The 23,861-nt window shown below is 62.4% G+C and carries 26 protein-coding genes and 1 tRNA gene; 10 read left to right on the top strand and 17 right to left on the bottom strand.

The genetic code is table 11. The annotated features are described in order from the left end of the window. Window positions 1-111: 111 nt before the first annotated feature. The 6 genes from OIU19_RS09565 to queA form a co-directional block, all read right to left on the bottom strand. Entirely contained in the window at window positions 112-660 is a 549-nt protein-coding gene (locus OIU19_RS09565; protein ID WP_186554094.1) for a glycine zipper 2TM domain-containing protein, read from the bottom strand. A gap of 121 nt (window positions 661-781) precedes the next feature. After that, a complete protein-coding gene (gene secF / locus OIU19_RS09560; RefSeq protein WP_264234810.1) occupies window positions 782-1,690 on the bottom strand; it encodes a protein translocase subunit SecF in 909 nt (302 codons plus the stop codon). 10 nt (window positions 1,691-1,700) lie between these two features. Beyond that, on the bottom strand, window positions 1,701-3,563 hold the full coding sequence (gene secD / locus OIU19_RS09555) for a protein translocase subunit SecD (protein ID WP_264234809.1): 1,863 nt from the start codon (window positions 3,561-3,563) through the stop codon (window positions 1,701-1,703). A 63-nt stretch (window positions 3,564-3,626) separates the two neighbouring features. Then, entirely contained in the window at window positions 3,627-3,962 is a 336-nt protein-coding gene (gene yajC / locus OIU19_RS09550; protein WP_186554097.1) for a preprotein translocase subunit YajC, read from the bottom strand. 55 nt (window positions 3,963-4,017) lie between these two features. After that, a complete protein-coding gene (gene tgt, locus OIU19_RS09545; RefSeq protein WP_186554297.1) occupies window positions 4,018-5,133 on the bottom strand; it encodes a tRNA guanosine(34) transglycosylase Tgt in 1,116 nt (371 codons plus the stop codon). Window positions 5,134-5,147: 14 nt separating this feature from the next. Next, window positions 5,148-6,197: a tRNA preQ1(34) S-adenosylmethionine ribosyltransferase-isomerase QueA gene (gene queA / locus OIU19_RS09540; RefSeq protein WP_264234808.1), complete on the bottom strand. Its 1,050-nt coding sequence runs from the start codon at window positions 6,195-6,197 to the stop codon at window positions 5,148-5,150. A 108-nt stretch (window positions 6,198-6,305) separates the two neighbouring features. Here queA and OIU19_RS09535 point away from each other — a divergent pair. From OIU19_RS09535 to OIU19_RS09525, 3 genes are all read left to right on the top strand, one after another. Next, window positions 6,306-6,390: transfer RNA gene (locus tag OIU19_RS09535), tRNA-Leu, on the top strand. Window positions 6,391-6,838: 448 nt separating this feature from the next. Further along, complete coding sequence (locus OIU19_RS09530) at window positions 6,839-7,072, top strand: hypothetical protein (protein ID WP_186554099.1); 234 nt, start codon at window positions 6,839-6,841, stop codon at window positions 7,070-7,072. Window positions 7,073-7,085: 13 nt separating this feature from the next. After that, window positions 7,086-7,349 carry a DUF3077 domain-containing protein gene (locus OIU19_RS09525; protein WP_186554100.1) on the top strand — a complete coding sequence of 88 codons (264 nt, stop codon included), beginning with the start codon at window positions 7,086-7,088 and terminating at the stop codon, window positions 7,347-7,349. Between the two features lie 234 nt (window positions 7,350-7,583). Here OIU19_RS09525 and OIU19_RS09520 read toward each other — a convergent pair whose 3' ends face one another. Together OIU19_RS09520 and OIU19_RS09515 are read right to left on the bottom strand one after the other, a co-directional pair. Continuing rightward, window positions 7,584-7,937: a helix-turn-helix domain-containing protein gene (locus OIU19_RS09520; RefSeq protein ID WP_264234807.1), complete on the bottom strand. Its 354-nt coding sequence runs from the start codon at window positions 7,935-7,937 to the stop codon at window positions 7,584-7,586. After that, window positions 7,934-9,250 (bottom strand): type II toxin-antitoxin system HipA family toxin, encoded by a 1,317-nt coding sequence (locus OIU19_RS09515; protein ID WP_264234806.1) that lies wholly within the window; start codon window positions 9,248-9,250, stop codon window positions 7,934-7,936. The genes OIU19_RS09520 and OIU19_RS09515 overlap by 4 nt, the downstream gene beginning before the upstream one ends. A 262-nt stretch (window positions 9,251-9,512) precedes the next feature. Here OIU19_RS09515 and OIU19_RS09510 point away from each other — a divergent pair, with 262 nt between their 5' ends. The 4 genes from OIU19_RS09510 (at window position 9,513) to OIU19_RS09495 (ending at window position 14,666) form a co-directional block, all read left to right on the top strand. Then, window positions 9,513-10,013, top strand: coding sequence for a sigma-70 family RNA polymerase sigma factor (locus OIU19_RS09510; RefSeq protein WP_264234805.1), 501 nt, complete (start codon window positions 9,513-9,515; stop codon window positions 10,011-10,013). A 3-nt stretch (window positions 10,014-10,016) separates the two neighbouring features. After that, entirely contained in the window at window positions 10,017-10,955 is a 939-nt protein-coding gene (locus tag OIU19_RS09505) for a FecR domain-containing protein (protein ID WP_264234804.1), read from the top strand. Between the two features lie 225 nt (window positions 10,956-11,180). After that, the gene (locus OIU19_RS09500; protein WP_264234803.1) at window positions 11,181-13,589 is read left to right on the top strand and encodes a TonB-dependent receptor; all 2,409 of its coding nucleotides are present in this window, start codon (window positions 11,181-11,183) and stop codon (window positions 13,587-13,589) included. A gap of 186 nt (window positions 13,590-13,775) precedes the next feature. Continuing rightward, window positions 13,776-14,666 carry a bestrophin family protein gene (locus tag OIU19_RS09495; RefSeq protein ID WP_264234802.1) on the top strand — a complete coding sequence of 297 codons (891 nt, stop codon included), beginning with the start codon at window positions 13,776-13,778 and terminating at the stop codon, window positions 14,664-14,666. Window positions 14,667-14,672: 6 nt separating this feature from the next. Here the strand turns inward: OIU19_RS09495 and phnE are convergent, their stop codons facing one another. The 4 genes from phnE to OIU19_RS09475 are packed head-to-tail and all read right to left on the bottom strand — an operon-like array spanning window position 14,673 to window position 17,903. Continuing rightward, complete coding sequence (phnE, locus tag OIU19_RS09490; RefSeq protein ID WP_264234801.1) at window positions 14,673-15,440, bottom strand: phosphonate ABC transporter, permease protein PhnE; 768 nt, start codon at window positions 15,438-15,440, stop codon at window positions 14,673-14,675. Then, on the bottom strand, window positions 15,437-16,264 hold the full coding sequence (locus OIU19_RS09485) for an ABC transporter permease (protein ID WP_264234800.1): 828 nt from the start codon (window positions 16,262-16,264) through the stop codon (window positions 15,437-15,439). Before OIU19_RS09485 ends, phnE begins: the two co-directional genes overlap by 4 nt. Beyond that, the gene (locus OIU19_RS09480; protein ID WP_264234799.1) at window positions 16,258-17,052 is read right to left on the bottom strand and encodes a phosphonate ABC transporter ATP-binding protein; all 795 of its coding nucleotides are present in this window, start codon (window positions 17,050-17,052) and stop codon (window positions 16,258-16,260) included. The genes OIU19_RS09485 and OIU19_RS09480 overlap by 7 nt, the downstream gene beginning before the upstream one ends. After that, the gene (locus OIU19_RS09475; protein ID WP_264234798.1) at window positions 17,049-17,903 is read right to left on the bottom strand and encodes a putative selenate ABC transporter substrate-binding protein; all 855 of its coding nucleotides are present in this window, start codon (window positions 17,901-17,903) and stop codon (window positions 17,049-17,051) included. Before OIU19_RS09475 ends, OIU19_RS09480 begins: the two co-directional genes overlap by 4 nt. A 237-nt stretch (window positions 17,904-18,140) precedes the next feature. Here OIU19_RS09475 and selD point away from each other — a divergent pair, with 237 nt between their 5' ends. Together selD and mnmH are read left to right on the top strand one after the other, a co-directional pair. Beyond that, entirely contained in the window at window positions 18,141-19,175 is a 1,035-nt protein-coding gene (gene selD / locus OIU19_RS09470; RefSeq protein ID WP_264234797.1) for a selenide, water dikinase SelD, read from the top strand. Beyond that, window positions 19,175-20,287: a tRNA 2-selenouridine(34) synthase MnmH gene (gene mnmH / locus OIU19_RS09465; RefSeq protein WP_264234796.1), complete on the top strand. Its 1,113-nt coding sequence runs from the start codon at window positions 19,175-19,177 to the stop codon at window positions 20,285-20,287. Before selD ends, mnmH begins: the two co-directional genes overlap by 1 nt. A 46-nt stretch (window positions 20,288-20,333) precedes the next feature. Here the strand turns inward: mnmH and OIU19_RS09460 are convergent, their stop codons facing one another. Beyond that, entirely contained in the window at window positions 20,334-20,726 is a 393-nt protein-coding gene (locus OIU19_RS09460; protein WP_264234795.1) for a lysozyme inhibitor LprI family protein, read from the bottom strand. Between the two features lie 80 nt (window positions 20,727-20,806). Next, entirely contained in the window at window positions 20,807-21,724 is a 918-nt protein-coding gene (locus OIU19_RS09455; RefSeq protein WP_264234794.1) for a LysR family transcriptional regulator, read from the bottom strand. 88 nt (window positions 21,725-21,812) lie between these two features. Here OIU19_RS09455 and OIU19_RS09450 point away from each other — a divergent pair, with 88 nt between their 5' ends. After that, window positions 21,813-22,286, top strand: a complete 474-nt coding sequence (locus OIU19_RS09450) for a DMT family transporter (RefSeq protein ID WP_186554113.1) — start codon at window positions 21,813-21,815, stop codon at window positions 22,284-22,286. Between the two features lie 68 nt (window positions 22,287-22,354). Here OIU19_RS09450 and OIU19_RS09445 read toward each other — a convergent pair whose 3' ends face one another. From OIU19_RS09445 to OIU19_RS09435, 3 genes are read right to left on the bottom strand one after another with little or no spacing between them, the layout of a single operon-like run. Continuing rightward, the gene (locus OIU19_RS09445; protein ID WP_264234793.1) at window positions 22,355-22,894 is read right to left on the bottom strand and encodes a hypothetical protein; all 540 of its coding nucleotides are present in this window, start codon (window positions 22,892-22,894) and stop codon (window positions 22,355-22,357) included. Next, entirely contained in the window at window positions 22,876-23,079 is a 204-nt protein-coding gene (locus OIU19_RS09440; protein ID WP_264234792.1) for a hypothetical protein, read from the bottom strand. The genes OIU19_RS09445 and OIU19_RS09440 overlap by 19 nt, the downstream gene beginning before the upstream one ends. 31 nt (window positions 23,080-23,110) lie before the next feature. Next, the gene (locus OIU19_RS09435; RefSeq protein WP_186554116.1) at window positions 23,111-23,674 is read right to left on the bottom strand and encodes a GNAT family N-acetyltransferase; all 564 of its coding nucleotides are present in this window, start codon (window positions 23,672-23,674) and stop codon (window positions 23,111-23,113) included. Between the last annotated feature and the right edge of the window lie 187 nt (window positions 23,675-23,861).

Genomic DNA, 23,861 nt, shown 5'->3' with positions numbered 1-23,861 from the left:
CGATAGCATGCGCCTATCTACGTAGAAAGCGAGCCTGACGCTATCGCGGGGCAAGCCCGCTCCCACGATGGACTACTCCCACGATGCACTGCGTCAGTCAGACAACTTGCCTTACTGCCCCGGCTGCGCCTGGCTCAGCACCAGCTTGCCATTCTCATCTAGCGGAATGGTCGAGCCCGGCTCGTGATCCATCTTCACCTTGCCGACCTTGTCGCCAATCGAATAGGTCACGTTGTAGCCAACCACCTTCTCGCTGAGGTCGTTGACCGTATTGCAGCGGGTTTGCGTGGTGGTGTAGGTGTCACGCTCCTGCATGCCCTCCTGCACCTTGTTACCGGCATAACCGCCACCGACCGCACCAGCCACGGTGGCGATCTTCTTGCCGGTACCACCGCCAATCTGGTTACCCAGCAAGCCGCCGGCCAGCGCACCGACCACGGTGCCGGCAATCTGGTGCTGGTCCTTGACCGGCGCCTGACGGGTCACGGTGACGTCCTTGCACACTTCGCGCGGGGTCTTGACCTGCTGTTTAATCGGCTGCACGTCTGTCACCTGAGCAACCTCAGGGCCTTTGTTCACCAAGCTGTAGGTCGCCACAGCACCTCCGGCAGTGACACCGACAGCACCCAGCACCGCACCCACTAGCATTGATTTATTCACGTGAACCTCCTGATCGTACCTGCGGGTCCGAACCCGCGCTTCTCCCAGCCTTGGAGTAAAAAAAAAGCCGCGAGTTCAACACTCGCGGCTCTCTTTGCGCCAAACGGCGTAGGACAAGTCCTTACGGACGGTCGTCCACACCCTCTGCCTTGACCGGTGGAATCAGGTCTTCGCTGTTCAGGTTCAGCCAGATCAGTACCACGTTGGCGATGTAGATCGACGAGTAGGTACCGGCCATGACCCCGATGAACAGAGCCAGGGAGAAGCCGAACAGGTTGTCGCCGCCGAAGAACAGCAGCGCCGCGATGGCCAGCAAGGTCGACACCGAGGTGGCGATGGTACGTAGCAGGGTCTGGGTGGTCGAGACGTTGATGTTCTCGATCAGCGAAGCCTTGCGCATGACCCGGAAGTTCTCACGCACCCGGTCGAACACGACGATGGTGTCGTTGAGCGAGTAACCGATGATCGCCAGGACCGCTGCCAGCACGGTCAGGTCGAAGGTGATCTGGAAGAACGACAGGATACCTACGGTCACCACCACGTCGTGGATCAGCGAGATGATCGCGCCCACGGCGAACTTCCACTGGAAGCGGAAGGCCAGGTAGATCAACACCCCGCCCAGCGCCAGGAGCATACCCAGGCCGCCCTGGTCACGCAGCTCCTCACCCACCTGCGGGCCGACGAACTCGACGCGCTTGAGGGTTGCCGGGTTGTCGCCACCGGCCTTCTGCAAGGCCGCCGCGACTTTGCTACCCAGTTGCGGGTCGTCGCCAGGCATACGCACCAGCAGGTCGGTGGTCGCGCCGAAGCTCTGCACCACGGCATCGCCAAAGCCCGACTCGACCAGCTCGGCACGCACGGTTTTCAGGTCTGCCGGACGCTCGTAGGTCAGCTCGATGAGCGTACCGCCGGTGAAGTCCAGACCGAAGTTCAGGCCCTTCTGCCACCAGCTGAACAGTGCCAGCACGGTAAGCAGTACGGTGACGGCGAACGCGACATTGCGCACGCCCATGAAGTTGATGGTTTTCATGGTTATTCCCTCAAACCCACAGCTTCTTGATGTCACGCCCGCCGCAGGTCAGGTTGACCATTGCGCGGGTCACCATGACGGCGGTGAACATCGAGGTGAAAATCCCGAGGGACATGGTAACCGCGAAGCCTTTGACCGGACCGGTACCCATGGCGAACAGGATGCCGCCGACCAACAGGCTGGTCAGGTTGGCGTCGATGATCGCGGTGTAGGCACGGCTGAAGCCTTCGTGGATGGCGCGCTGTACCGTCATGCCGTTTTTCAGCTCCTCGCGAATCCGCGAGAAGATCAGCACGTTGGCGTCAACCGCCATACCCATGGTCAACACGATACCGGCGATACCTGGCAGGGTCAGGGTCGCGCCGAGCAGCGACATCAGCGCCAGCAGCAGGATCATGTTGCCGGTCAGGGCGATGGTCGCGATCACACCGAAGCCACGGTAGATGGCGATGATGAACAGCGAGACGAACAGCATCCCCCACAGCGATGCATCGACACCCTTGGTGATGTTGTCAGCACCCAGGCTTGGACCGATGGTACGTTCTTCAGCGAAGTACATCGGTGCGGCCAGACCACCGGCACGCAGCAGCAGGGCCAGCTCGGACGATTCGCCCTGGCCGTTCAGACCGGTGATCCGGAACTGGCTGCCCAGTGGCGACTGAATGGTCGCCAGGCTGATGATCTTCTTGTCTTCCTGGAAGCTCTGAACTGGCACTTCCTTCTCGACACCGTCGACCGTCTGCTTGACGTAGCGGGTCACCGGCTTTTGCTCGATGAAGATCACCGCCATGCTGCGCCCGACGTTGCTGCGGGTAGCGCGGCTCATCAGCTCGCCGCCATGGCCATCGAGGCGAATGTTGACCTGCGGACGGCCCTGCTCGTCGAAGCTGGCCTGGGCATCGGTGACCTGGTCACCGGTGATGATCAGGCCGCGCTCGACGGGCGCCGAGCGACCACCGTCACGGAACTCGAAGACCTCAGTGGTGGCCTTGGACGCGCCCGGCTCGGCACCGAAGCGGAACTCGAGGTTGGCGGTCTTGCCGAGGATACGCTTGGCTTCGGCAGTGTCCTGCACGCCTGGCAGCTCGACCACGATGCGGTTGGCGCCTTGGCGCTGCACCAGTGGCTCAGCCACGCCCAACTCGTTGACACGGTTACGGACGGTGGTCAGGTTCTGCTTGATCGAGTATTCGCGGATCTCGGCAACTTTGGCCGGGGTCAGCGCCAGACGCAGCACGGCGAGCTCGTTGCGCTCGGTGGTGGTCAGGTCGAAATCAGTGAAATTCTTGCGGATCAGGGCACGGGCCTGTTCGCGGGTGGCGTCGTCGGAGAAGCCCAGCATGATGCCGCCGTCCTGCTGAGGCAGGCTGCGATAGCGGATCCGCTCTTTGCGCAGCAGGGTCTTCACTTCGCCTTCGTAGACTTTCATCCGGGCGCTCATGGCCTTGTCCATGTCCACTTCGAGCAGGAAGTGCACACCACCGGACAGGTCCAGACCCAGTTTCATCGGGCTTGCACCCAGGTTACGCAGCCACTGCGGGGTGGTCTGGGCCAGGTTCAGGGCCACGACGTAATCATCGCCCAGTGCCTTGCGCACCACATCCTTGGCAGGGAGCTGGTCTTCCTGGTTGGTCAGGCGCACCAGCGCACTGCCCTTCTCGCCCAGGCTACCGCCCTTCACGGCGATACCGGCATCGCTCAGCGCCTTGGTGACGCGATCGAGGTCGGCTTGGTTGACCTGCAGTGCGGAGCTCGCACCACTGATCTGCACCGCCGGATCATCCGGGTAAAGGTTGGGAGCGGAATAAATGAAACCGATCGCCAGTACCAGCACGATCAGTGCGTATTTCCACAGAGGGTATTTGTTCAGCATCACGCCGCCCGTTCAAGACGCGGGGCGCGTTGCGCGCCCCGACTGGAAAAGAAAACCGGTAACTCAGATAGCCTTGAGCGTACCTTTTGGCAGGGTCGCAGCCACGGCGCCCTTCTGGAACTTCAGCTCGACGGTGTCGGACACTTCCAGAACCACGAAATCATCGGAAACCTTGACGATTTTGCCGGCGATGCCGCCGTTGGTGACAACTTCGTCACCTTTTTGCAAGTTGCCCAGCAGGTTCTTCTGCTCTTTGGCACGCTTGGCCTGTGGACGCCAGATCATCAGGTAGAAGATGACCAGGAAGCCAACCAGGAAAATCCACTCAAAGCCAGTACCAGCAGGGCCGGCGGCCGGGGCAGCTGCGTCCGCGTAAGCGGCGGGGATCAAAAAGCTCATGTGACACTCCAGTTGTTAAGTTGCACGTGTTGAGTTGGCAATACGTGAGAGACAGTCAGTCCAAAGGCGGCACAGGCAGCCCGCGTTTGGCATAGAAGGCGTCGACAAAGGCGGCCAATTTACCTTGTTGAATAGCCTCGCGTAAACCGGCCATCAGACGCTGGTAATGACGCAAGTTATGGATCGTATTCAACATGCTGCTCAACATTTCGCCGCATTTGTCCAGGTGATGGAGATAGGCGCGGGAGAAGTTAGTGCAGGTGTAGCAATCGCAGGTCGGATCCAGCGGCGAATCATCGTGGCGATGGAACGCGTTGCGGATCTTGATCACCCCGGTATCGATGAACAGATGGCCGTTGCGCGCGTTGCGCGTCGGCATCACGCAGTCGAACATGTCGACGCCGCGGCGCACACCCTCTACAAGATCCTCGGGTTTGCCTACACCCATAAGGTAACGAGGTTTGTCAGCCGGCATCTGCGCAGGCAGATAATCCAGCACCTTGATCATCTCGTGCTTGGGCTCACCGACCGACAGGCCGCCGATGGCCAGGCCATCGAAGTCGATGTTGACCAACGCTTCGAGCGAGCGCATGCGCAGGTCCTGGTACATGCCACCCTGGACGATACCGAACAGCGCCGCCGTGTTGTCACCATGGGCATTCTTCGAGCGCTGGGCCCAACGCAGCGACAACTCCATCGAGGTACGGGCGACATCATGCTCGGCCGGGTACGGCGTGCACTCGTCGAAGATCATCACGATGTCCGAGCCCAGGTCGCGCTGGACCTGCATCGACTCTTCCGGGCCCATGAACACCTTGGAGCCATCGACGGGCGAGGCGAAGGTAACGCCCTCCTCCTTGATCTTGCGCATGGCGCCCAGGCTGAACACCTGGAAACCACCCGAGTCGGTGAGGATCGGGCCTTTCCACTGCATGAAATCGTGCAGGCCATTGTGCTTCTTGATCACCTCGGTGCCCGGGCGCAGCCACAGGTGGAAGGTGTTGCCCAGGATGATCTCGGCGCCAATGGCCTCGATGTCCCGCGGCAGCATGCCCTTGACCGTGCCATAGGTACCGACCGGCATGAACGCCGGAGTCTCGACCGTGCCACGGGGGAAGGTCAGGCGACCACGACGGGCCTTGCCGTCGGTGGCCAGCAGTTCGAAGGACATTCGACAGGTGCGACTCATGCTAGATCCTCGGGGCCGCGTGGCGCCGGATTGCGGGTGATGAACATCGCATCACCGTAACTGAAGAAGCGGTACCCCTGCTCGACTGCTGCCGCGTAGGCAGCCATGGTCTCGGGATAACCGGCGAAGGCCGAGACCAGCATCAGCAGCGTGGACTCCGGCAGGTGGAAGTTGGTGACCAGGGCGTCGACCACATGGAACGGCCGGCCAGGGAAGATAAAGATGTCGGTGTCGCCACTGAACGCCTTGAGCTGCCCGTCACGCGCAGCGCTCTCAAGCGAGCGCACGCTGGTCGTGCCGACGGCCACTACCCGACCACCGCGGGCGCGGCAGGCGGCAACGGCATCGACCACCTCCTGGCTGACCTCGAGCCACTCTTTATGCATGTGGTGGTCTTCGATCTTGTCGACCCGCACCGGCTGGAAGGTGCCCGCGCCCACATGCAGGGTGACGAAGGCGCGCTCAACGCCCTTGGCTGCGATCTTCTCGAGCAGCGCTTCATCGAAGTGCAGACCTGCGGTTGGCGCAGCAACGGCGCCAGCACGTTCGGCATAGACCGTCTGGTAACGCTCGCGGTCGGCACCTTCGTCTGGGCGATCGATATACGGCGGCAGCGGCATATGCCCGACCCGCTCCAGCAGCGGCAATACCTCTTCGGTGAAGCGCAGCTCGAACAGCGTGTCATGGCGCGCGACCATCTCGGCCTCGCCGCCGCCATCGATGAGGATCTGCGTCCCGGCCTTGGGCGCCTTGCTGGCGCGCACATGGGCCAGCACCCGGTGGCTGTCGAGCACCCGCTCGACCAGCACTTCGAGCTTGCCGCCGGAGGCTTTCTGGCCGAACAGCCGCGCTGGGATCACCCGGGTGTTGTTGAACACCATCAGGTCGCCCGGACGCAGGTAGTCGAGCAAATCGGTGAATTGCTGATGCACCAGCGCCCCGCTCGGTCCATCAAGAACCAGCAGTCGGCTGCCATGGCGCTCGGCCAGTGGGTGGCGGGCGATCAGGGAATCGGGGAGTTCGAAGGAAAAATCGGCGACGCGCATGATGGTGTTCGGTTCGACAGGGCCGCAAAGTTTAGCCCAACGAATGAAAATTCTCCATGAAAGCCGATTGACCGACCGAAGGACCCTCTCTATACTGCGGCGCCACAAGCCCTGATGGCGGAATTGGTAGACGCGGCGGATTCAAAATCCGTTTTCGAAAGGAGTGGGAGTTCGAGTCTCCCTCGGGGCACCAAAATCCGGAAAAAACCGACCTTAATAGGTCGGTTTTTTTTTGCCCTGATTCTGCTGCAAAACGCCACTCCTGTGAGAGCAGGCTCGCCCCGCGATGAGGCCAGCCGCCGCCCAGCCAAGCCCACACCTGCGCCGCAAAACCCCGCCAAACTTTAAGAATTTCCCCATTCCCTGTAGTCCATTTCCCAAACATACTCCGCCCGCCTTACAAGCCATTGCGGTGCTTTGGGTCGCCCTCTAGTCTCGCCCCGTCGTTGCCAATTCAACGACCGGTTTTGACAGACTGACTCAACAGAAAACCTTATGGCTTGCCTCTAATGGCAGCTGTGCGTGGGGCACCTCGTGTGCGCCGGGTTTCCTTTGTTGACCGGTCTGTCAACCCGCGTACAGCTGCCACCCATCCTGTTTGACAGCAGCGGGTGTCGGCTCCAACCAACAGAGGTTTGACCATGCTGAAGATCGTCCCCGATCCGCCCCACTCCCCTGAAACCTGCCACACACTCGAAGAGCTTCTGATCCAGACTGCCGAGTACCTGGTCTGCGCCCTTTCCATTGCCAACCAAAGCACGCTGTTCACCTTCAACACCCCAGCCCATCCGCTCAATCTCGCCACCCTTCACGAAATCGAAGCTGCCCGTGGGTTGGTCGAAATGGCCTTGGGAAAACTACAGATACGTCACTGACATGGAGAGTCGAATGATGGGCGCAAAGACTGTTGGCAAAACCGGCTTTGGCTACGGGGATGGCGATCAACCGCTGTTCCGCGTCAACGCAGGCCACGATGCAGGCCGGGCAATGGAACAGGCCTCGGCGATGATGGCCTGCGTGCGGCGCATGACCTTGCTGGCGGCCACCGACGGGGAAGCGGACCTGGGTTGGGCCGCGCATCTGCTCAGCGATATGGTCAAGGCGGTGATGGATGATGTGGAGCTGGGCCAGGCTGAGAAGGCTGGCCACTAGCATCCGCAGCCGCTATACGCCGATGCGGCCTTACCCGCTCCACAGCAGAACTTGCAGGGAGAGACTGGCTTGGTCTGCCTGTGCTGGCCTCTTCGCGGGCAAGCCCGCTCCTACAGGGGTCGAGTTGACCACAGTTTTTGCGCTACGCACCGTTCGGGTAGGAGCGAGCTTGTCCCGCGGTGAGGCCAGAACTGGCAGTATTGCGGCTCGACAGACAACAACGAGAACAGTCTTTCAAGCCATACTTTTAGAGCGCGAAGGGGGACGGTTGCCACGCTTCTTTACCTCAGTCCGGTCCTGCTTAGGCAACTCTACACTTGCCCGTACAGAACCGAGCACCATCTGCATACCAAACATTCGCAAAATCCCATTCAGCGTATTGAGCGTGGGATTGCCCTTGTCACTTTCCAGCTGATACAGCGCTTTCGTCGAAATCTTGCACATGCGGGCGAAGGTTTGCTGATCAAGCCCTGTCACCTCAATTCGCAGGCGTCGAATCGCCGTACCCAGTGTTTCTTGTCCGGCAAGATTGCGCTGCAGGATGTCTTCAATCAGGCGCTGCCTTTCTTCAATTGAAATCCGATTCATCGCAGCCCCCATTCAGCCAGCCGTGCATCAAGATTGTTCAGCGGGATCGATTGGGCTGCCCTCACCTCTTCTGGCAGTTCACGGAGCAAGCCAGGCAATGCGCGAAACTCCTCAGCCGCCTGCTTCAACCTGCCTGCAAGCTGACCAGGGTCGAGCAAATCAGCGAAGCTTGCACAAACCGCCTCCCACCCAGGAGCGCCCTTGCGCTCGCTGTCCCACTTGGTCACTCGGGTAACCCCCTCCGGATCCAGCACCATCGGCGCCAGATCGTAGATCGGCGCCAACTGCAAGCGCCCATGCTCGCGGAAAATCGACATGTTGCGTCCGTGGTTGTCGGAGTTGCCCAAGATCCGGTTAAGTAGATCTCGACGGATGTATTCGAAGATCAGGTCGGCGACTTGCGCATCCTGGCCGTTGGCCTTCCACAGTGAGACCAAGCGGCGCAGTACATCCTCATGTCGCATCAATGATCCCGGCACGGTATTGCCACAGACCGAGTAAATTGACTCCATCGGCACCCGCTCTACTCGCCCATCTACGACCCGCCTGTCAAAGCGCGGCATCCATAGACTGGGTTTGCTAGCCTCCTCAAGCATCAATCCGTCAGTCGGTACTGTGTCCATGCCAAGCTGGGCGACAGCCTTGTAATAGTGATACTCGGCTCGCAGGATGTTCTTATCGCGCTCAGTTACCTTGTTGCGTGCAAATTTCACCAGCCAATGGCGGTGTACGTGTTCGTCGGGCAATACCGCGTCTGCATGCAAACCACCTTGCCTATCTTGGGTCATCAACAGCTTGGGTGCTTCGCCTTGAGCCCCCGTTGCGCCACCGATAGCGGCCCCGAGCTCATAGGCGTATTCGAGAAAGTCGCTGGTCCTGTCCACGACTTCCTGACGCTGGAATGCAATATCTCGGGTGCTATCCAACTGCTCGAACGACTCCTTGATCCGCAAGTGTCCAACCGGTGCGGGCGTGCAACGCTTGAGCAGGAACAACTCCATTTCCATGCCATCGGGCTTTTCCTGGGCAAAACGACGCTCCAGTGAACGACGCGCCGCACCCGCCGGGATGATGTCGTAGATAAAAGCGGGATAGCCTTGAGCCGTTTCCAAGGTCCATTCAAGGGGCTGATTGATGCTCACAGCCGGCTCGAACCCAGAACCTATGCATTCGAGATGCTCGATCAAGTAGGCGTGTTCATAGGCAGTAGTACATGCGCCTGCCGCTACGTTGTTAACGTTCTCTACCGTCAGCGTCAGCGCGTCTTGCCAGGCGCCTTCGATGAATACCTGTAATGTGAGCTGATCTGCCATTTCCGACACCCTGCGCAACCGGCACTTTAATACTGATAACTATAGCTATCGGCAGCTCAAGCAGCAATATAATGCTTGTTATCAGATAGCTCACAAAATAATCAGTATTTAAGTCCCGATTATAGGTAGGTGAGCTAGTAAATCGCCCAGGGTCCAGACTCTTCATTCAAAGCCTCAACAGTTATCCCAGCTCCCCGCCCACTTGCCCCAACCCAACGTTCCAGCCAACAATAGATAGAATCATTCTCAGGTACAGTCCGCCATGCCTCCAGCCGACGCCTCTGCCCTGCACGATCTCTATCACACCCACAACGGCTGGCTGAAAACCTGGCTGCGGGCGCGCCTGGGCAATTCCAGCGATGCGGCGGACCTGGCCCAGGACACCTTCCTGCGGGTACTGACCGCGCGCAATGTCGACGCCATCCGCGAGCCGCGCACCTACCTCAGCTCGATTGCCAGGGCGTTGATGATCGACCGCTTCCGCCGCCGAGCGGTGGAGCAGGCCTACCTGGATGTGTTGGCGTTGCGCCCGGAGGCGCTGGATATCTCGCCAGAAACCCGGCTATTGATTCTGGAAACCCTGACAGCCGTGGATGCCATGCTCGATGAAATGGGGCCGCGCACGCGCACGATCTTCCTTGCCGTGCAGCTGGAGGGGCTGAGCTATGTGGCCACGGCCGAGCGCTTGGCGGTGTCGGTGACGACGGTGAAAAAACACATGATCCGCGCCATGACCCAGTGCCTGATGCTGGTCGAGGACTGAGCCGTGCTCGAGCGCAAGATTCTCCAGGCGGCAGCCACTTGGTATGTGCAGTTGCACGCTGCGCCGCCGAGCGAGGCCGAGCGCCTCGGCTGGCAGGCTTGGCTTGCCCAGGATGCGCGTCACGCCCAGGCCTGGGCGCGGGTGGAGAAGCTGCAACGCCAACTGGGTCATTTGCCTGAAGAGGTCGCATTACCCACCCTCGCCGGAGTACGGGCGCGGCGACGGGCTGTGGCCAAGGTGCTGGGCTTGCTGCTGGCCGCTGGGGCGACAGGCTGGGGCCTGCACATCATCGAGCCGATTAGCTCGCGCATGGCCCAGCAGCGCACGGCCAAGGGTGAGCGGCGCCATCTGCGCCTGGCCGATGGCGGGGTGTTGGATATCAATACAGACAGTGCTGTGGATATCCGCTATGGCGCTGGCTTGCGGGAAATCCAAGTGCATCGTGGGGAGGTGCTGATCCAGACAGCGGCCGATCCGCAAGGCCGGCCGTTTGTCGTGCATACACCGCAGGGCAGCGTTCGTGCACTGGGTACGCGGTTCAGCGTGCGCAGTGAGGGTCAGCAGAGTGTGGTTCAGGTGCTGGAGCATGCGGTCGAAGTCAGGCCTGCGGCGGCGGCCAATCGGCTGATGCGGCTTGAGGCCGGGCAGCGGGTCGCGTTTAACCGTGAGCGGGTCGATGCGCCGGAGCCGGGGGCACGGGATAGCGATGCCTGGGTGCGGGGCATGCTGATGGCGGTGGAGTGGCGCTTGGTGGACCTGGTGGCTGAGCTGCAGCGCTATCGGTCCGGGCGGTTGCTGTGCAGCGATGCGGTTGCCGGGTTGCGGGTCTCTGGTGGTTTTCGCTTGGATGATACCGATACGGTGCTGGAAAACCTGGCGGCGTCTTTGCCTGTCCGTGTGCATTACCTGACGCGCTACTGGGTACGGATCGATGCGGTCTGAAAGCGTGTGCGATGGCAGGTCTGGCCTCTTCGCGGCGGTTCGGCGCCCCGACAAGCCCGCTCCTGTCAGCACCGGCCTCTTCGCGCTTTAGCTCGCTGCCTCCGGCGCCGCTGCGCTATGCGCAAAAAAATCAATTAGGGGTTGCCGATTTTCATTCTCATTCGGCCAAGCACTGAAGCGGCGATAACTGCCGCACTGTGCCCTGCCAACCCCAAGGAACTTTCGATGTCTCGTCTTCCCCTGGCCCGCGCCGTCCAGCTGGCCCTCTTCGGCGTGCCCCTGATCGCTTTCACCCCTGCCAGCGTTGCGGCGCAAGTCCAGCAGTCGACCCGTTTCGAGATTGCACCCGGGCCGCTGGGCACAGCCTTGAGCGAGTTCGCCAGCGCCGCCGGGGTAACCCTGTCATTCGCCAGCGAGCAGACCTACGGGCTCAGCTCGCCAGGCCTGCAAGGCACCTTCAGCGTGGAGGAAGGCCTGGCGCGCTTGCTCGGCGGCAGTGGCCTGCAAGCCAGCCAGCAGAGTAATGGCGGTTATGTGTTGCTGCCGGCGGCCTCTGCGGCCAACGGCGCGATGGAGCTGATGCCACTGAGCATTTCCGGCAAGGCCCCGGGGTCGACCACCGAGGGCTCTGGCTCGTACACCACCGAGTCCTCGAGCAGCTCGACGCGGCTCAACCTGTCGATCAAGGAGACCCCACAGTCGGTCACCGTGCTGACCCGCCAGCGCATGGAAGACCAGAAGCTCGACACCCTCACCGACGCGCTGGACGCCACCGCCGGCATCACCGTCATCCGCGAGAGCATCGGCGCCGACAGCACGCCTTACCTGTCCCGTGGCTTTGCCATCAGCAACTACGAGATCGACGGGGTGCCGACCTCCTCGCGCATGGACAACTACACCCAGAACACCGCGATGTACGACCGGGTCGAAGTAGTGCGCGGCGCCACTGGCCTGATCAGCGGCCTGGGCAACCCGTCGGCAACCATCAACCTGATCCGCAAGCGGCCCACCCAAGCGCCACAAGTGCTGCTGTCGGCCGAGGCCGGTAGCTGGGACCGCTACGGCCTGAGCGTGGATGTTGGCGGCGCGCTTAACGAGGCGGGCAACGTGCGCGGGCGCTTCGTCGCCGATCAGAAGGACCAGCATGCCTGGATCGACCGCTTCAATCAGGAAATCTCCACCCTGTACGGCATCAGTGAATTGGACCTGAGTGAGTCGACCTTGCTGACCCTCGGCTTCAGCCATCAGGTGACCCATGCCAACGCCCCCATGCGCACCGGCTTTCCGCTGTTCACCACCACTGGCGCGCTGACCGACATCAAGCGCTCGTTCAACAGCTCGCCGGATTGGTCCTACTACGATCGCAAGCAGAGCAGCCTATTCACCTCGATCGAACAGCACTTCGCCAACGGTTGGAGCGGCAAGCTCGAATACAGCCACGCGCGTAACGACTACGACACCGTGGCCACCTACATGACCGGCGCTATCGACGCCGCCACCGGCGCTGGGGCCTTTCTCATGCCGACCCGCTGGCAGGCCAGCCCCGAGCAGGACAACCTGGATGCCTACCTGACCGGCGCGTTTCCCTTTCTGGGGCGCGAGCATGAGCTGATCACTGGCGTAACCCTGTCGCGCATCGAAGAACGGGGCACCGCCGACTACGGCGGCTGGCAGCGGCGCGGCACCTACGATGGCGACATCGACAACATCTACACCTGGAACGGCCAAGCGCCCAAGCCACGCTTTACCAAGATCGGCGAGAGCGACCTGACCGAAACCCAGTACGCCGCCTACCTGACCTCACGCTGGCACCTGACCGACGCGGCCAGCCTGATTCTCGGCACCCGCGTGGTGGACTGGAACCGCGAAACCACCAACCGCATCTACGGTGGCGCGACCACCAAGACCGAGCGCACCGAAACCGGCATCGTCATCCCCTATGCAGGCTTGGTCTACGACCTGGACGATACCTGGACCGCCTATGCCAGCTACACCCAGATCTTCAACCCGCAGAATGCCAACATCCGCGATGTCAGCGGCTCGCCACTCGATCCCCAGGAAGGCACCGGCTATGAGATTGGCCTTAAGGCCGGCTTCTATGAAGGTCGGCTCAATGCCAGCCTGGCGCTGTTCCGGGTCGAGCAGGACAACCTCGCCGTGGCCGATGGCGACAATCGCCAGCCCAATGGCTTCCAGGCCTACCGTGCCGAGAGCGGCACCACCAGCGAAGGGGTCGAGCTGGAACTCAACGGCGAAATCCGCGAGGGCTGGCAGCTCACCGGCGGTTACTCCTACAGCGTCAGTTTCGATGACGACGACAAGCGTATCGTCACCGAAATCCCGCGTAACAGCGTCAAGCTGTTCACCACTTACCGCCTGCCAGGCGCGCTCGACAAGCTGACCGTCGGCGGCGGCGTCAACTGGCAGAGCGAAGCCGGCTACAACACCAGCTATGCCACTACCCAGAGCAGCTACGCCCTGACTAGCCTGATGGCGCGCTACCAGATCAGCCCGTCGTTGTCGGCAACCTTGAACGTCAACAACCTGTTCGACAAGGAGTACTACTCGACCACCGCAGCCGGGCTATACGGCGCCCCGCGCAACTTCATGACCACCCTGCGCTACGCCTATTGAGTGAGCCCGATCCTTTAGCGATGCCGCAACTGGTGACCGTGCCTTGGCGATGTACGCCAGGGCGCGGATGCAAAAACGATCTTCGCTTCTCGCACACTTCTGGAAACACCGCGCGACGAACAGCAGCGAACCTTGCCCGCCAGCCGGCGTCCGAACCTGCATCCGCTTCGTTTCGAGGTTCGCCGTTTGAAAGAGATCATCGCGCGCAAGATCCGCCTGGTGGTGAAGACCTTCGGCTATATCGGCTGGTCGCTGTTCTGGCTGCTGATCTGGGATGTATTGGTCACCATCGATTTCATGCTGTTCTTCAACAGCAAGTTCACCCTGCCACTGATGCCGCTGACCTTGCTCGGTTCGGCGCTGGTGGTGCTGGTGAGCTTTCGCAACAGCAGTGCCTACAACCGCTGGTGGGAGGCGCGCACGCTGTGGGGGGCGCTGGTCAACAGTTCGCGCAGTTTCGCCCGCCAGGTGCTGACGCTGATCGACGACGGCGACGAGGGCTTGAACCCGGTCAAGGCCACCTTGTTACGCCGGCATGTGGCTTACGTGAACTGCCTGGCGGCGCACCTGAAGGGGGAGAAATGCCCGGACGAACTGATGGCGTTCATCCCGCCGCAGGAGTTCGAGCGGCGCAATCGTTCGAATAATTTCGCCAACGATATCCTCAGCGGCTCAGCCGCGCTGCTGGCGCGCGAATACAAGGCCGGGCGGCTGGACAGCATTCGCCTGGCACGGCTGGAGTCGACCCTGGTGGACCTGTCCAATGCCCAGGGCGGCATGGAGCGCATCGCCAATACGCCGCTGCCCTACCCTTACGTGTACTTTCCGCGGTTGTTCATTTCGTTGTTCTGCCTGATCGTGCCGATTGGCCTGGTGGAGTCGCTGGGTTGGTTCACGCCACTGGCCTCGACCGTGGTCGGTTTCATGCTGCTGGCGATCGAGCGGATTGGTACCGACCTGCAGAGCCCGTTTCGTTTCAGTGAGCACCAGATTCAGATGGACACCATCTGCGAGACCATCGAGCGCAATCTGGAGTCGATGCAGCGGGAGGCGCAGTGCGACGAACGGGTGCAATGAAGCCGCTCACACGCGCACGTAACGCTGACGCAGCAGGTCGCTCAGCGCGTCGACCAGCAACACCAGCACCAGCATGCCGATGATCACCGTGCTGGCCTGGGCTTCCTGGAACAGGCTCAGGGTGGTGTAGAGCATCTGCCCCAGGCCACCCGCACCGACAAAGCCGAGCACGCTGGCCATGCGGATGTTGTTTTCCCAGCGGTACAAGCTGTAGGCGAGCATCTGTGGCCAGAGATTGGGCAGGGTGCCGTAGCAAAACGCCGCAATTTGGCTGGCGCCCTGCAAGCGGATCGCCTCGGCAGGTTCGCTGGGGGTGTTTTCCAGCGCTTCGGCGAACAGCCTGCCGAGCACGCCGGTTGTATGCAGCGCCAGCGCCAGGGTGCCGGCATTGGGCCCCAGGCCTGCGGCCAGTACGGTCAAGGCGGCCCAGACCAGCTCGGGGATCGCCCGCAAGGCATTGAGCAGCAGGCGCGCGAGGCCTTGCAGCGGCCAGCCGAAACGCCCTGCGGCAGGTAACGCCAAGAGCAAACCAAGAACCATCGCCAGCAAGGTGCCCAGACCAGACATGGCCAAGGTTTCCAGCGCCCCACGCATGACCGCGCGCAGGTGCTCGGCAGAGACGTCCGGGCTGAGAAAGCGCGTCGCATACTCGCCCATCTGCGCCAGTCCACCACTGCCCATGACTGCGGCCAGGTCCAGCTCCAGATAGCCAAACGAGGCGACCACCGCCAGCACAATCGCCAGTAACACCAGCAGGTTGATCGCCCGGCTCATGCCAGCCTCCCGCGCAGAAAGCGGCTCAAAAGGTCTGCCAGCATCACCAACAGCAGGAAGGTCAGCAGCATGCTCGCGACCTCGGCGCCGGCGAACATGCGCATCGATAGATCGATCTGCTGCCCCAGGCCTCCGGCGCCAACGAAGCCCATCACCACCGAGGCGCGTATCGCACACTCCCAGCGGTACACGGTGTACGACACCAGCTCGCTCGCCGCCCCCGGCACGATGCCGTAGAAGAACGCCAGCAACCGACCGCTGCCCGCCTGCAGCAACGCGTGCGCCGGGCGCTGGTCGACCGACTCGTAAATTTCCGCGTAGACCTTGCCGAGCATGCCGCTGTAGGTGATGGCGATCGCCAGCACCCCAGCGGTCGGCCCCAGCCCGACCGCGCGCACGAACAGCAAGGCCCAGACGATTTCCGGCACGCTGCGCAAAAAGATCAACACACCGCGCACTGGCAGGCGCAACAGACGCGCGCCAGCCGTCAGCCGCCCGGCGTTGGAGGCGGCGCGCAGCGACAGCGCACGGCTGGCCAGCAGGCTCGCCGGCAGCGCCAGGATCAATGCCAACGCCAGGCCGGCAGTGGCCACGGCCAGGGTCTGTACAGTGGCTTCGAACAACAACGACAGGAACGCCGGATCGTGCGCAGGCGGCCAGAACGCGCTGAGGAAATTGGCCATCTGCCGACGGTTTTCTGCCTGCAGCAGAACGCCGGGGTTCAGCTCGCTCAGCTGCAACCCCGGCCACAGTAGCGCCAGGCACAACAAGGTAAACAGCAGCCGAGGCAGCGCGGCCGGGTCGCGGCGCTCGACGCTCAGCATCGTGGCAACTGCACCAATTTGCTCGGCGCCGTTATCGTCGGCGCCAGCAACTGCTCGTTGGCGTACAGCGCATCGAGCATGCCTACGCTGACCTCATTGGCCGGGCGGTCGAACACCACTTGCCCCTCACGGATGCCAACGATGCGTGGAAAGTGCGCCAACGCCAACTCCACCGCGTGCAGGCTGGTGACCAAGGTAACGCCGTGCGCCTGGGCATGGCGATTGAGCAGGCTCAAGCTGTGCTCTGCGAGTACCGGATCCATGGCCGACACCGGCTCATCGGTAAGCAGCACCTCGGGCCGCTGATACAACGCCCGAGCGATGCCCACGCGTTGCAACTGGCCGCCAGAGAGTTGCCCACATTGCACGAACATCTTGTCTGCCATACCCAGCGCCGCCAACGCCTGCCGCGCACCCGGCACGTCGGTGGGACAGATCAGATTGAGCAGCCCACGCAGCATGCCCCACTGCCCCAGACGGCCAGCCAGTACCGCGGTGATGACACGCTGGCGCGAAGGCAACGGTGGCGCCTGGTGCACCAGGCCGACCCGCGCCCGCAAGCGCTGACGAGCGCGTGCCGAGAGTGCCCAGGGCTGCTCACCGAGCACCTCCAGGTGACCGGCGCTAGGCCGAACGGCCGTGGCGATCAGGTGCAGCAAGCTGGACTTGCCCGCCCCCGAGGGCCCAATGATCGCCACCCGTTCGCCGCGCTCGATCAGCAGATCGAGCGCCTCCAGGGCACGCACCTGGCCGTGGCGCAAGCTCGCCCCGTGCAGGCTAATAGTCACTTGAGCAGCCCGGCCTCGCGTGCGGCTTCCTCGGTGCCCTTGTAGTTATCGGGGCTGGTTTCGATGAAGCGGCTGGCAGCCTGCAGATCGAGAATCGCCTTGTGCTCAGGGTTGGCCGGATCCAGATCGAGGAAGGCTTGCTTGATCTTGGTTTTCAAGCCGGCGTCCATGTTGCCGCGCACGGTCCAGTTGTAGTCGTAGTAGGTCGGTGTGGTGGCGAACACTTTGACCTTGTCGGTATCGACCTTGCCGGCGTCGACCAGCTTCTGCCAGACACTGGCATTGAGCACACCGGCATCGGCCTTGCCGGCCTGGACCCAGGCCACGGTGGCATCGTGGGCGCCGGAATAGGCCACGCGGCTGAAGTAGGTTTCAGGCTTGATGTTGTCGTTCTTGAGCATGAAATAACGCGGCATCAGGCTGCCGGAGGTCGATGAGACAGAGCCGAAGGCGAAGGTCTTGCCTTTGAGGTCGGCCAGGCTCTTCACATTGGGGTCGGCGGTGATGAATTTGCTGGTGAACGTGGCGTCTTGTTCACGCTGCACCAGCGGGGTGGCGCTGGGGTCTTTGAGGTGCACCTGAACGAAGGTGAAGCCGCCCAGCCAGGCCAGGTCGAGCTTGTCGCTGGACAGGGCCTCGACCACTGCCGGGTAGTCGGCCACTGGCACGAACTTCACCTCCATGCCCAACTGCTTGTGCAGGTATTCGCCCAGCGGCTTGAACTTGCGTAGCAGTTCGGTGGGGGCTTCGTCGGGGATGGCGCTGACCCTAAGGGTTTCGGCAGCCTGGATGAGGACAGCACAGCACGAGAACACAAGGCCTGCGGCGAGCGCCAGTGGACGTTTGAGCATGGGCTTTCTCCGGTTCGAGGACGGGGAAGACTGGGTGTTGCCAGTTTGGCGGTAGTGCCGGCCTCATCGCGGGGCGAGCCCGCTCCCACGCAGATGGCTGAGAACTCAAAGGCGTGGGAGCGGGCTTGCCCCGCGATGAGGCCAACCCTGACACCTCGCAACACCCGTCGAAGTATAGTGCCCATGGCCCAAACGCCAGGTTTGCTAGACTCGCCCAACACACAATGCGAGGTGCTTATGAGCGAGCCGATTCGTCTTACCCAGTACAGCCACGGCGCCGGTTGCGGCTGCAAGATCTCGCCCAAGGTGCTGGATGTGATCCTCGCCGAGAGCGGCACTCAGGCCCTAGATCCGAACCTGTGGGTCGGCAACGCCTCGCGTGACGACGCTGCCGTCTATGCCCTGGATGATGAACGCGGGGTGGTCTCGACCACCGACTTCTTTATGCCGATCGTCGACGACCCATACGATTTCGGCCGCATCGCCGCCACCAACGCCATCAGCGACATCTACGCCATGGGCGGTGACCCGCTGATGGCCATCGCCATCCTCGGCTGGCCGATCAACGTGTTGCCGCCCGAAGTTGCACGCGAAGTCATCCGGGGTGGGCGCGCAGTCTGCGCCGAAGCCGGTATCCCCTTGGCCGGCGGACATTCCATCGATGCCCCTGAGCCGATCTTCGGCCTGGCCGTGACCGGCGTTGTCAACAAACGCCATCTCAAGCGCAACGACACCGCCACGGCCGGTTGCCGCCTGTACCTGACCAAACCACTGGGCATCGGCATCCTTACCACGGCAGAAAAAAAGGCCAAGCTGCGCGAGCAAGACCAGGGCCTGGCACGAGACTGGATGTGCACCCTGAATACCCCAGGCAGCCACTTTGGCAAGCTCGATGGAGTCAAGGCGATGACCGACGTGACCGGCTTTGGCCTGCTGGGCCACCTGGTGGAACTGGCTGAAGGCAGCGGCCTGACGGCGCGCCTGGATTATCGAGCCGTGCCGCGTCTGCCGAGCGTCGAGCACTACCTGGCCGAGGGCTGCATCCCTGGCGGAACCTTGCGCAACTACGACAGCTATGGGCACAAGATCGGCGTGCTGAGCGAGCAGCAGCAACAGCTATTGTGTGACCCACAGACCAGTGGTGGCCTGCTGGTGGCGGTCAGCCCTGAGGGTGAGGCGCAGTTTCTGGCGGTGGCCACTGAACTTGGCCTGCAGCTTTCGCCGATTGGCGAGCTGGTCGAACGACAGCGCCACGCGGTCGAGGTGATTTGATGCGCCCTGACTGCACCGACTACCGCCAGCTGTTTCTCGATGATGCGCCAATGATGGACATGCGTGCGCCCATCGAGTTTGCCAAGGGTGCGTTCCCCGGCGTGGTCAACCTGCCGCTGATGAACGATCAGGAGCGGCAGAAAGTCGGTACTTGCTACAAACAGCACGGCCAGGCCGCGGCCATTAGCCTCGGCCATCAACTGGTCAGCGGCGCGATCAAGGACGAGCGGCTATACGCATGGGCGTCCTTTGCCAAGGCTCATCCCAATGGTTACCTGTACTGCTTTCGCGGCGGCCTGCGTTCGCTGATCGTGCAGCAGTGGCTGCGTGAAGAAGTGGGCATCGCCTACCCCAGGGTCAGGGGCGGCTATAAGGCCATGCGTACGTTTTTACTGCAGACCACTCAACAGGCCGCAGCCCAATGCGACTTCGTCCTGCTCGGCGGTTTGACTGGCACTGGCAAGACTGAGGTGCTCCACCAACTGAACAATGTGCTGGATCTGGAAGGCCACGCCAATCATCGCGGCTCGAGCTTCGGCAAGCGCGCGAGCGCCCAGCCGGTGCAGATCGACTTCGAAAACCGCCTGGCCATCGATGTGCTGAAAAAGCGCGCGCGCGGCATCGAGCAATTCGTGCTGGAGGATGAAGGGCGGATCATTGGCAGCTGCACCCTGCCGCTGGAGCTCTACCAAGGCATGCAGCACTATCCATTGGTGTGGTTGGAAGACAGTTTTGCCAACCGGGTCGAGCGCATCCTGCGCGATTATGTCATCCATCTGTCTGCCGAGTTCGTTGACCTGCACGGGCCTGAGCATGGCCCTCGGCTGTATGCCGAACGCATGCTGCAGAGCATGGCCAATATCCACAAGCGGCTGGGTGGCGAGCGATTCCAGCGGCTGGCTGAATGGCTCAAGCAGGCCCTTGATGAGCAGCTGCGCAGTGGTGCAGTGGACCTGCATCGAGGGTGGATCGAGGGGTTGCTCAAGGAGTATTACGATCCGATGTATGCCTACCAGCGCTCGGCCAAGGCCGAACGCATCGAGTTTACTGGGGATGCAATAGAGGTGCAGGCCTATCTGAAGGCTCGCCACCAGCGCCAGGCTCGTGGATAACGTCAGACAAGGGTGACTTGGCCGTTGGCAGTCACCTCGATTTCCCTCACTGCCCCGGGCTGAGCACCCGCTCCAGCTCCGCCGCCCGGTCACGGCTCATGTCCATTTCGCACATGGCCCCTTCGATGCGGTAGATACTGCCGCTGCTCAAACGGCCGTGGAAGGCGCAGTTGCCGTCGCGGTACTTGATCCATGTGCGTTGCACATCGCGCAGGTTGGTTTTCTGGTCTTTATCGAGCTTGGCCATCAGTTGCTTGTACACCCGGTTCAGCCGCTCGTCCTGCAAGCGGGTCTCGGCCTGGATACAAGCGCCCATGGCCAATGTGCTGGACGCCTTGTCCATGCACTGGGTGTAAGTCTGCGAGTAGTCCTCGGCCTGGGCGTGGCAAGCGAAACACGTCAGTAGGGCGGCACTGGCGATAGTGGATCGGCTGAGCATGGCGGGTCCTTGCATTCAAAGTTGGCAACCAGCCTAGCATTCTCTGGCGACTGGCCAACCACGCCGAACAAACATCAGCATCAGCTCGCCCCGGCACTGCACTCACTCAGAACCCGCACTCGTTCACGCAGCCAGGCATGCCCAGCATCGCCTTCGCGCCGCGAATGCCAAACCTGGGCAAAGGCAAACGGCGCAATCGGCAGCGGCGGCGCGAAGCTGCGCAGGGCGGGGTCGAGGCGGGTGCCGAGCAGGCTGCGGCGGGCCACGGTAAGAATCAGGTCGGTGCCCGCGATCAGCTTCTGGGCAACGCCCCAGTGCGGCAGCGTCAGGGCAATCCGGCGCTGCTCAGCCAGCGCCTCGAGGGCCAGGTCGATCTCGTTGTCGATACCCGGACGGACCGCCACCAGCACATGCGGGCGCGCCAGCCATTGCGCCAGGGTCAGCCCACCCCGCGACGGCAGGCCACGCCGGTCAGCCAGACAGACGAACGACTCTTCGAACAGTACCTGGCACTGCACCTCAGAAGGCAGCTCGGGAAACACCCCCAGGGCCAGATCCACTTCGCCATCGATCAGTTGCCCCAGCATCGCCTCGCGACTGCCCTGGGAAACCACCAAGTCCACCCCTGGGGCGTCCTGGCGCAGTTCGCGAATCAACGCCGGCAATACCACCCGCGCGCCATAGTCGGACATCGCCAGGCGAAACGTTCGCCGCGCCCTGCCCGGCTCGAACCCTGGGCTGCCGAGCAGACCATCGAGTTGCTGCAAGGCGTGTTGCAGAGGCTCACGCAAGGCTTGCGCACGGGCACTCAAGTGCAGCCGCCCGCCGCGCCGGACCAGCAGCGGGTCGGCGAAGATCTCGCGCAATTGCGCTAACGCATGGCTCACCGCCGGCTGGCTGCGATGCAAACGCAAGGCCGCGCGCGAGACGTGCTGCTCGCTGAGCAAGGCATGCAGGGTCAACAACAGGTTGAGGTCGATGCGGCGCAGATCATCCATGGTACGAATACAGCCTGTGCAGAGTTCGAATTTCCATCATTGAAATGGATAACCGAGACTGAAACCAGCCCTTTTACTGGAGAACATCATGCCGCAAGCACTAGCTCTATCTGCCCTGTTGCCATTGCTCGTTGCCGTGCTGGCTGGCGCCGCCGTGCCATTCCAGGCCGGCAGCAATGCCGCCCTGGGTCGGTTGTTGGGCCATCCGCTGTGGGCCGCGGGGGTGTCGCTGCTGGTCAGTTTGTTGATGCTGGTGCCAGCGCTGCTGGTGATGCGCGCACCGCTGCCGCAGTTGCAGAGCCTAGCCCAGGCGCCTTGGTGGGCGTGGTTTGGCGGCGTGGCCGGGGTGCTGTACATCACCGCTGCATTGGTCCTGACGCCCCGGCTGGGGGCGGCGGGATTCATCGTCTGCGTGATTGCCGGGCAGGTGCTGTCGTCGCTGCTGATCGATCAGTGGGGGCTGATGGGTCTACCGGAGCGGCCGGTGAATGTCTGGCGGCTGGTTGGGGTGGGGATGATTGTGCTGGGAATGCTGGTGGTGCAGTGGGGCACCTCGCGCTAAGGCCCCAGTGTGCTGTTGGCAGTGCTGACCTCATCGCGGGACAGGCCCGCGCCTAGCACTGATGCAGTTCAAAACGCCTGCGGCTGCTCGGGCGGCATCAATACCTTATCGACCTGGAAACGCAGCGAGGGCATCTGCGTGCCGGCATACACCGCCACTCCCAGCGCCGCGATCAGCGCCACATCGAGCCAGCGCCAGCCGGGCATGTCAGCGCTGCTGCGAGCCTTCCAGCACCACCAACCCTGGCCCAGGCAAAACAGCGCAATCGCCCCCAGCCACAGATAAAAACCTGCACCAAAGCCAATCAGATCCTGGAATGCATAGCTGCGGTTATCCGGCAGCCGATCGATGCCAAGGCTGCTGGCCGCCAGGTACAACGCCGCCAACCCCAGTACCAGCGCCAGCCGGCGAAAACGTCGGTGGGCCAGCACCGCCAGCGCCAGCAACGGATTGGCGAACCACTGGTACAAGCCGAACGGCACGCCCCACGGCCCGTACAGCAGCATCTGCAAGGCCGGCATGTGGCGCCCGGCGCTCATTACGGCACCCTCGAAGTACAAGCTGACGAGGTACAACAGCAGGCTGAAAGTCAGGTAGAAAGCGGGCAAGGTCGCACCAGGAGCAGACGGGACAAGCTGCGACCATACCCCAGGGCTGTGCCTGGCTCAAACCACTCAGAGTCCTGGATGGGCACGGTGTTGCCCTGGGTGATGAGCGTGGGCGCAGCCTTCATGGCCTGGTCGATGTCAGTCAGTTGCTGGTCTTCGAGCAACGGACTGATCACCAGCGACACGAAAACTGTCCCCCGAAAAGTAGCTATTCGCCTATGCAACAGGCGGTTCCAGCAACAGCCCGTAGAGCCCTGAGTCGGACAGCTCGCCCGCCACGCACCAGCGTGCGCGCAAGGTGCCTTCAAGGACGAAGCCCTGGCGCTCCAGGGTGCGCGCCGAGCCCTGGTTACGCGGGTCGATCTCGCCTTCCAGGCGGCGCATGTGCAGGGTGTGGGCGAGGTAGTCGATGAAGCAGGTCAGCGCTTCGTCCATGTAGCCGCGGCCCTGCACGCTACTGGCCAGGCAGTAGCCGATCTCGCCGCGGCGGGAAATATCATCGATGTTGAACAGCTGGACCATGCCGATCAGCTCGCCGTTGTCGCGGCGGTACATGCCCAGTTTGAGCAGCTCGCCATTGGCGTAGGCTTGGCGGTCGGCGGCCAGTGCGCTTTCGGCCTCGGCGAGGTTTTGCCAGGGTGCGTGGTGCCAGTAACGCATGACCTGCGGATCGGCCATGATCGCCAGCCACTGCGCAGCGTCTGCATGGCGCATGGGGCGCAGTTGCAGGCGCGGGCTTTCAAGGCACAGGTCACTGGGGAAACTGCGGGGTTGGGTCACGCCGGACCTCCTGTCCATTGCTGGAAAGGACACAGTCTAGCGTTACTGAGGGGGTGCTGGGCAGCCTGGTTTTTTCTGCAGCAGTACCGGCCTCATCGCGGGGCAAGCCCGCTCCTACAGGATCAGCAGCGCAGCCAGTCCTGTGGGAGCGGGCTTGCCCGCGAAGGGCCGCAGAGCGGCCCCGAGG

Origin of the sequence: Pseudomonas sp. BT-42-2, from assembly GCF_025847435.2 — a bacterium.
Lineage (GTDB): Bacteria > Pseudomonadota > Gammaproteobacteria > Pseudomonadales > Pseudomonadaceae > Aquipseudomonas > Aquipseudomonas urmiensis.
Note: the sequence above shows the minus strand (reverse complement) of the source record. Positions and strands in the feature narration are given on the sequence as shown.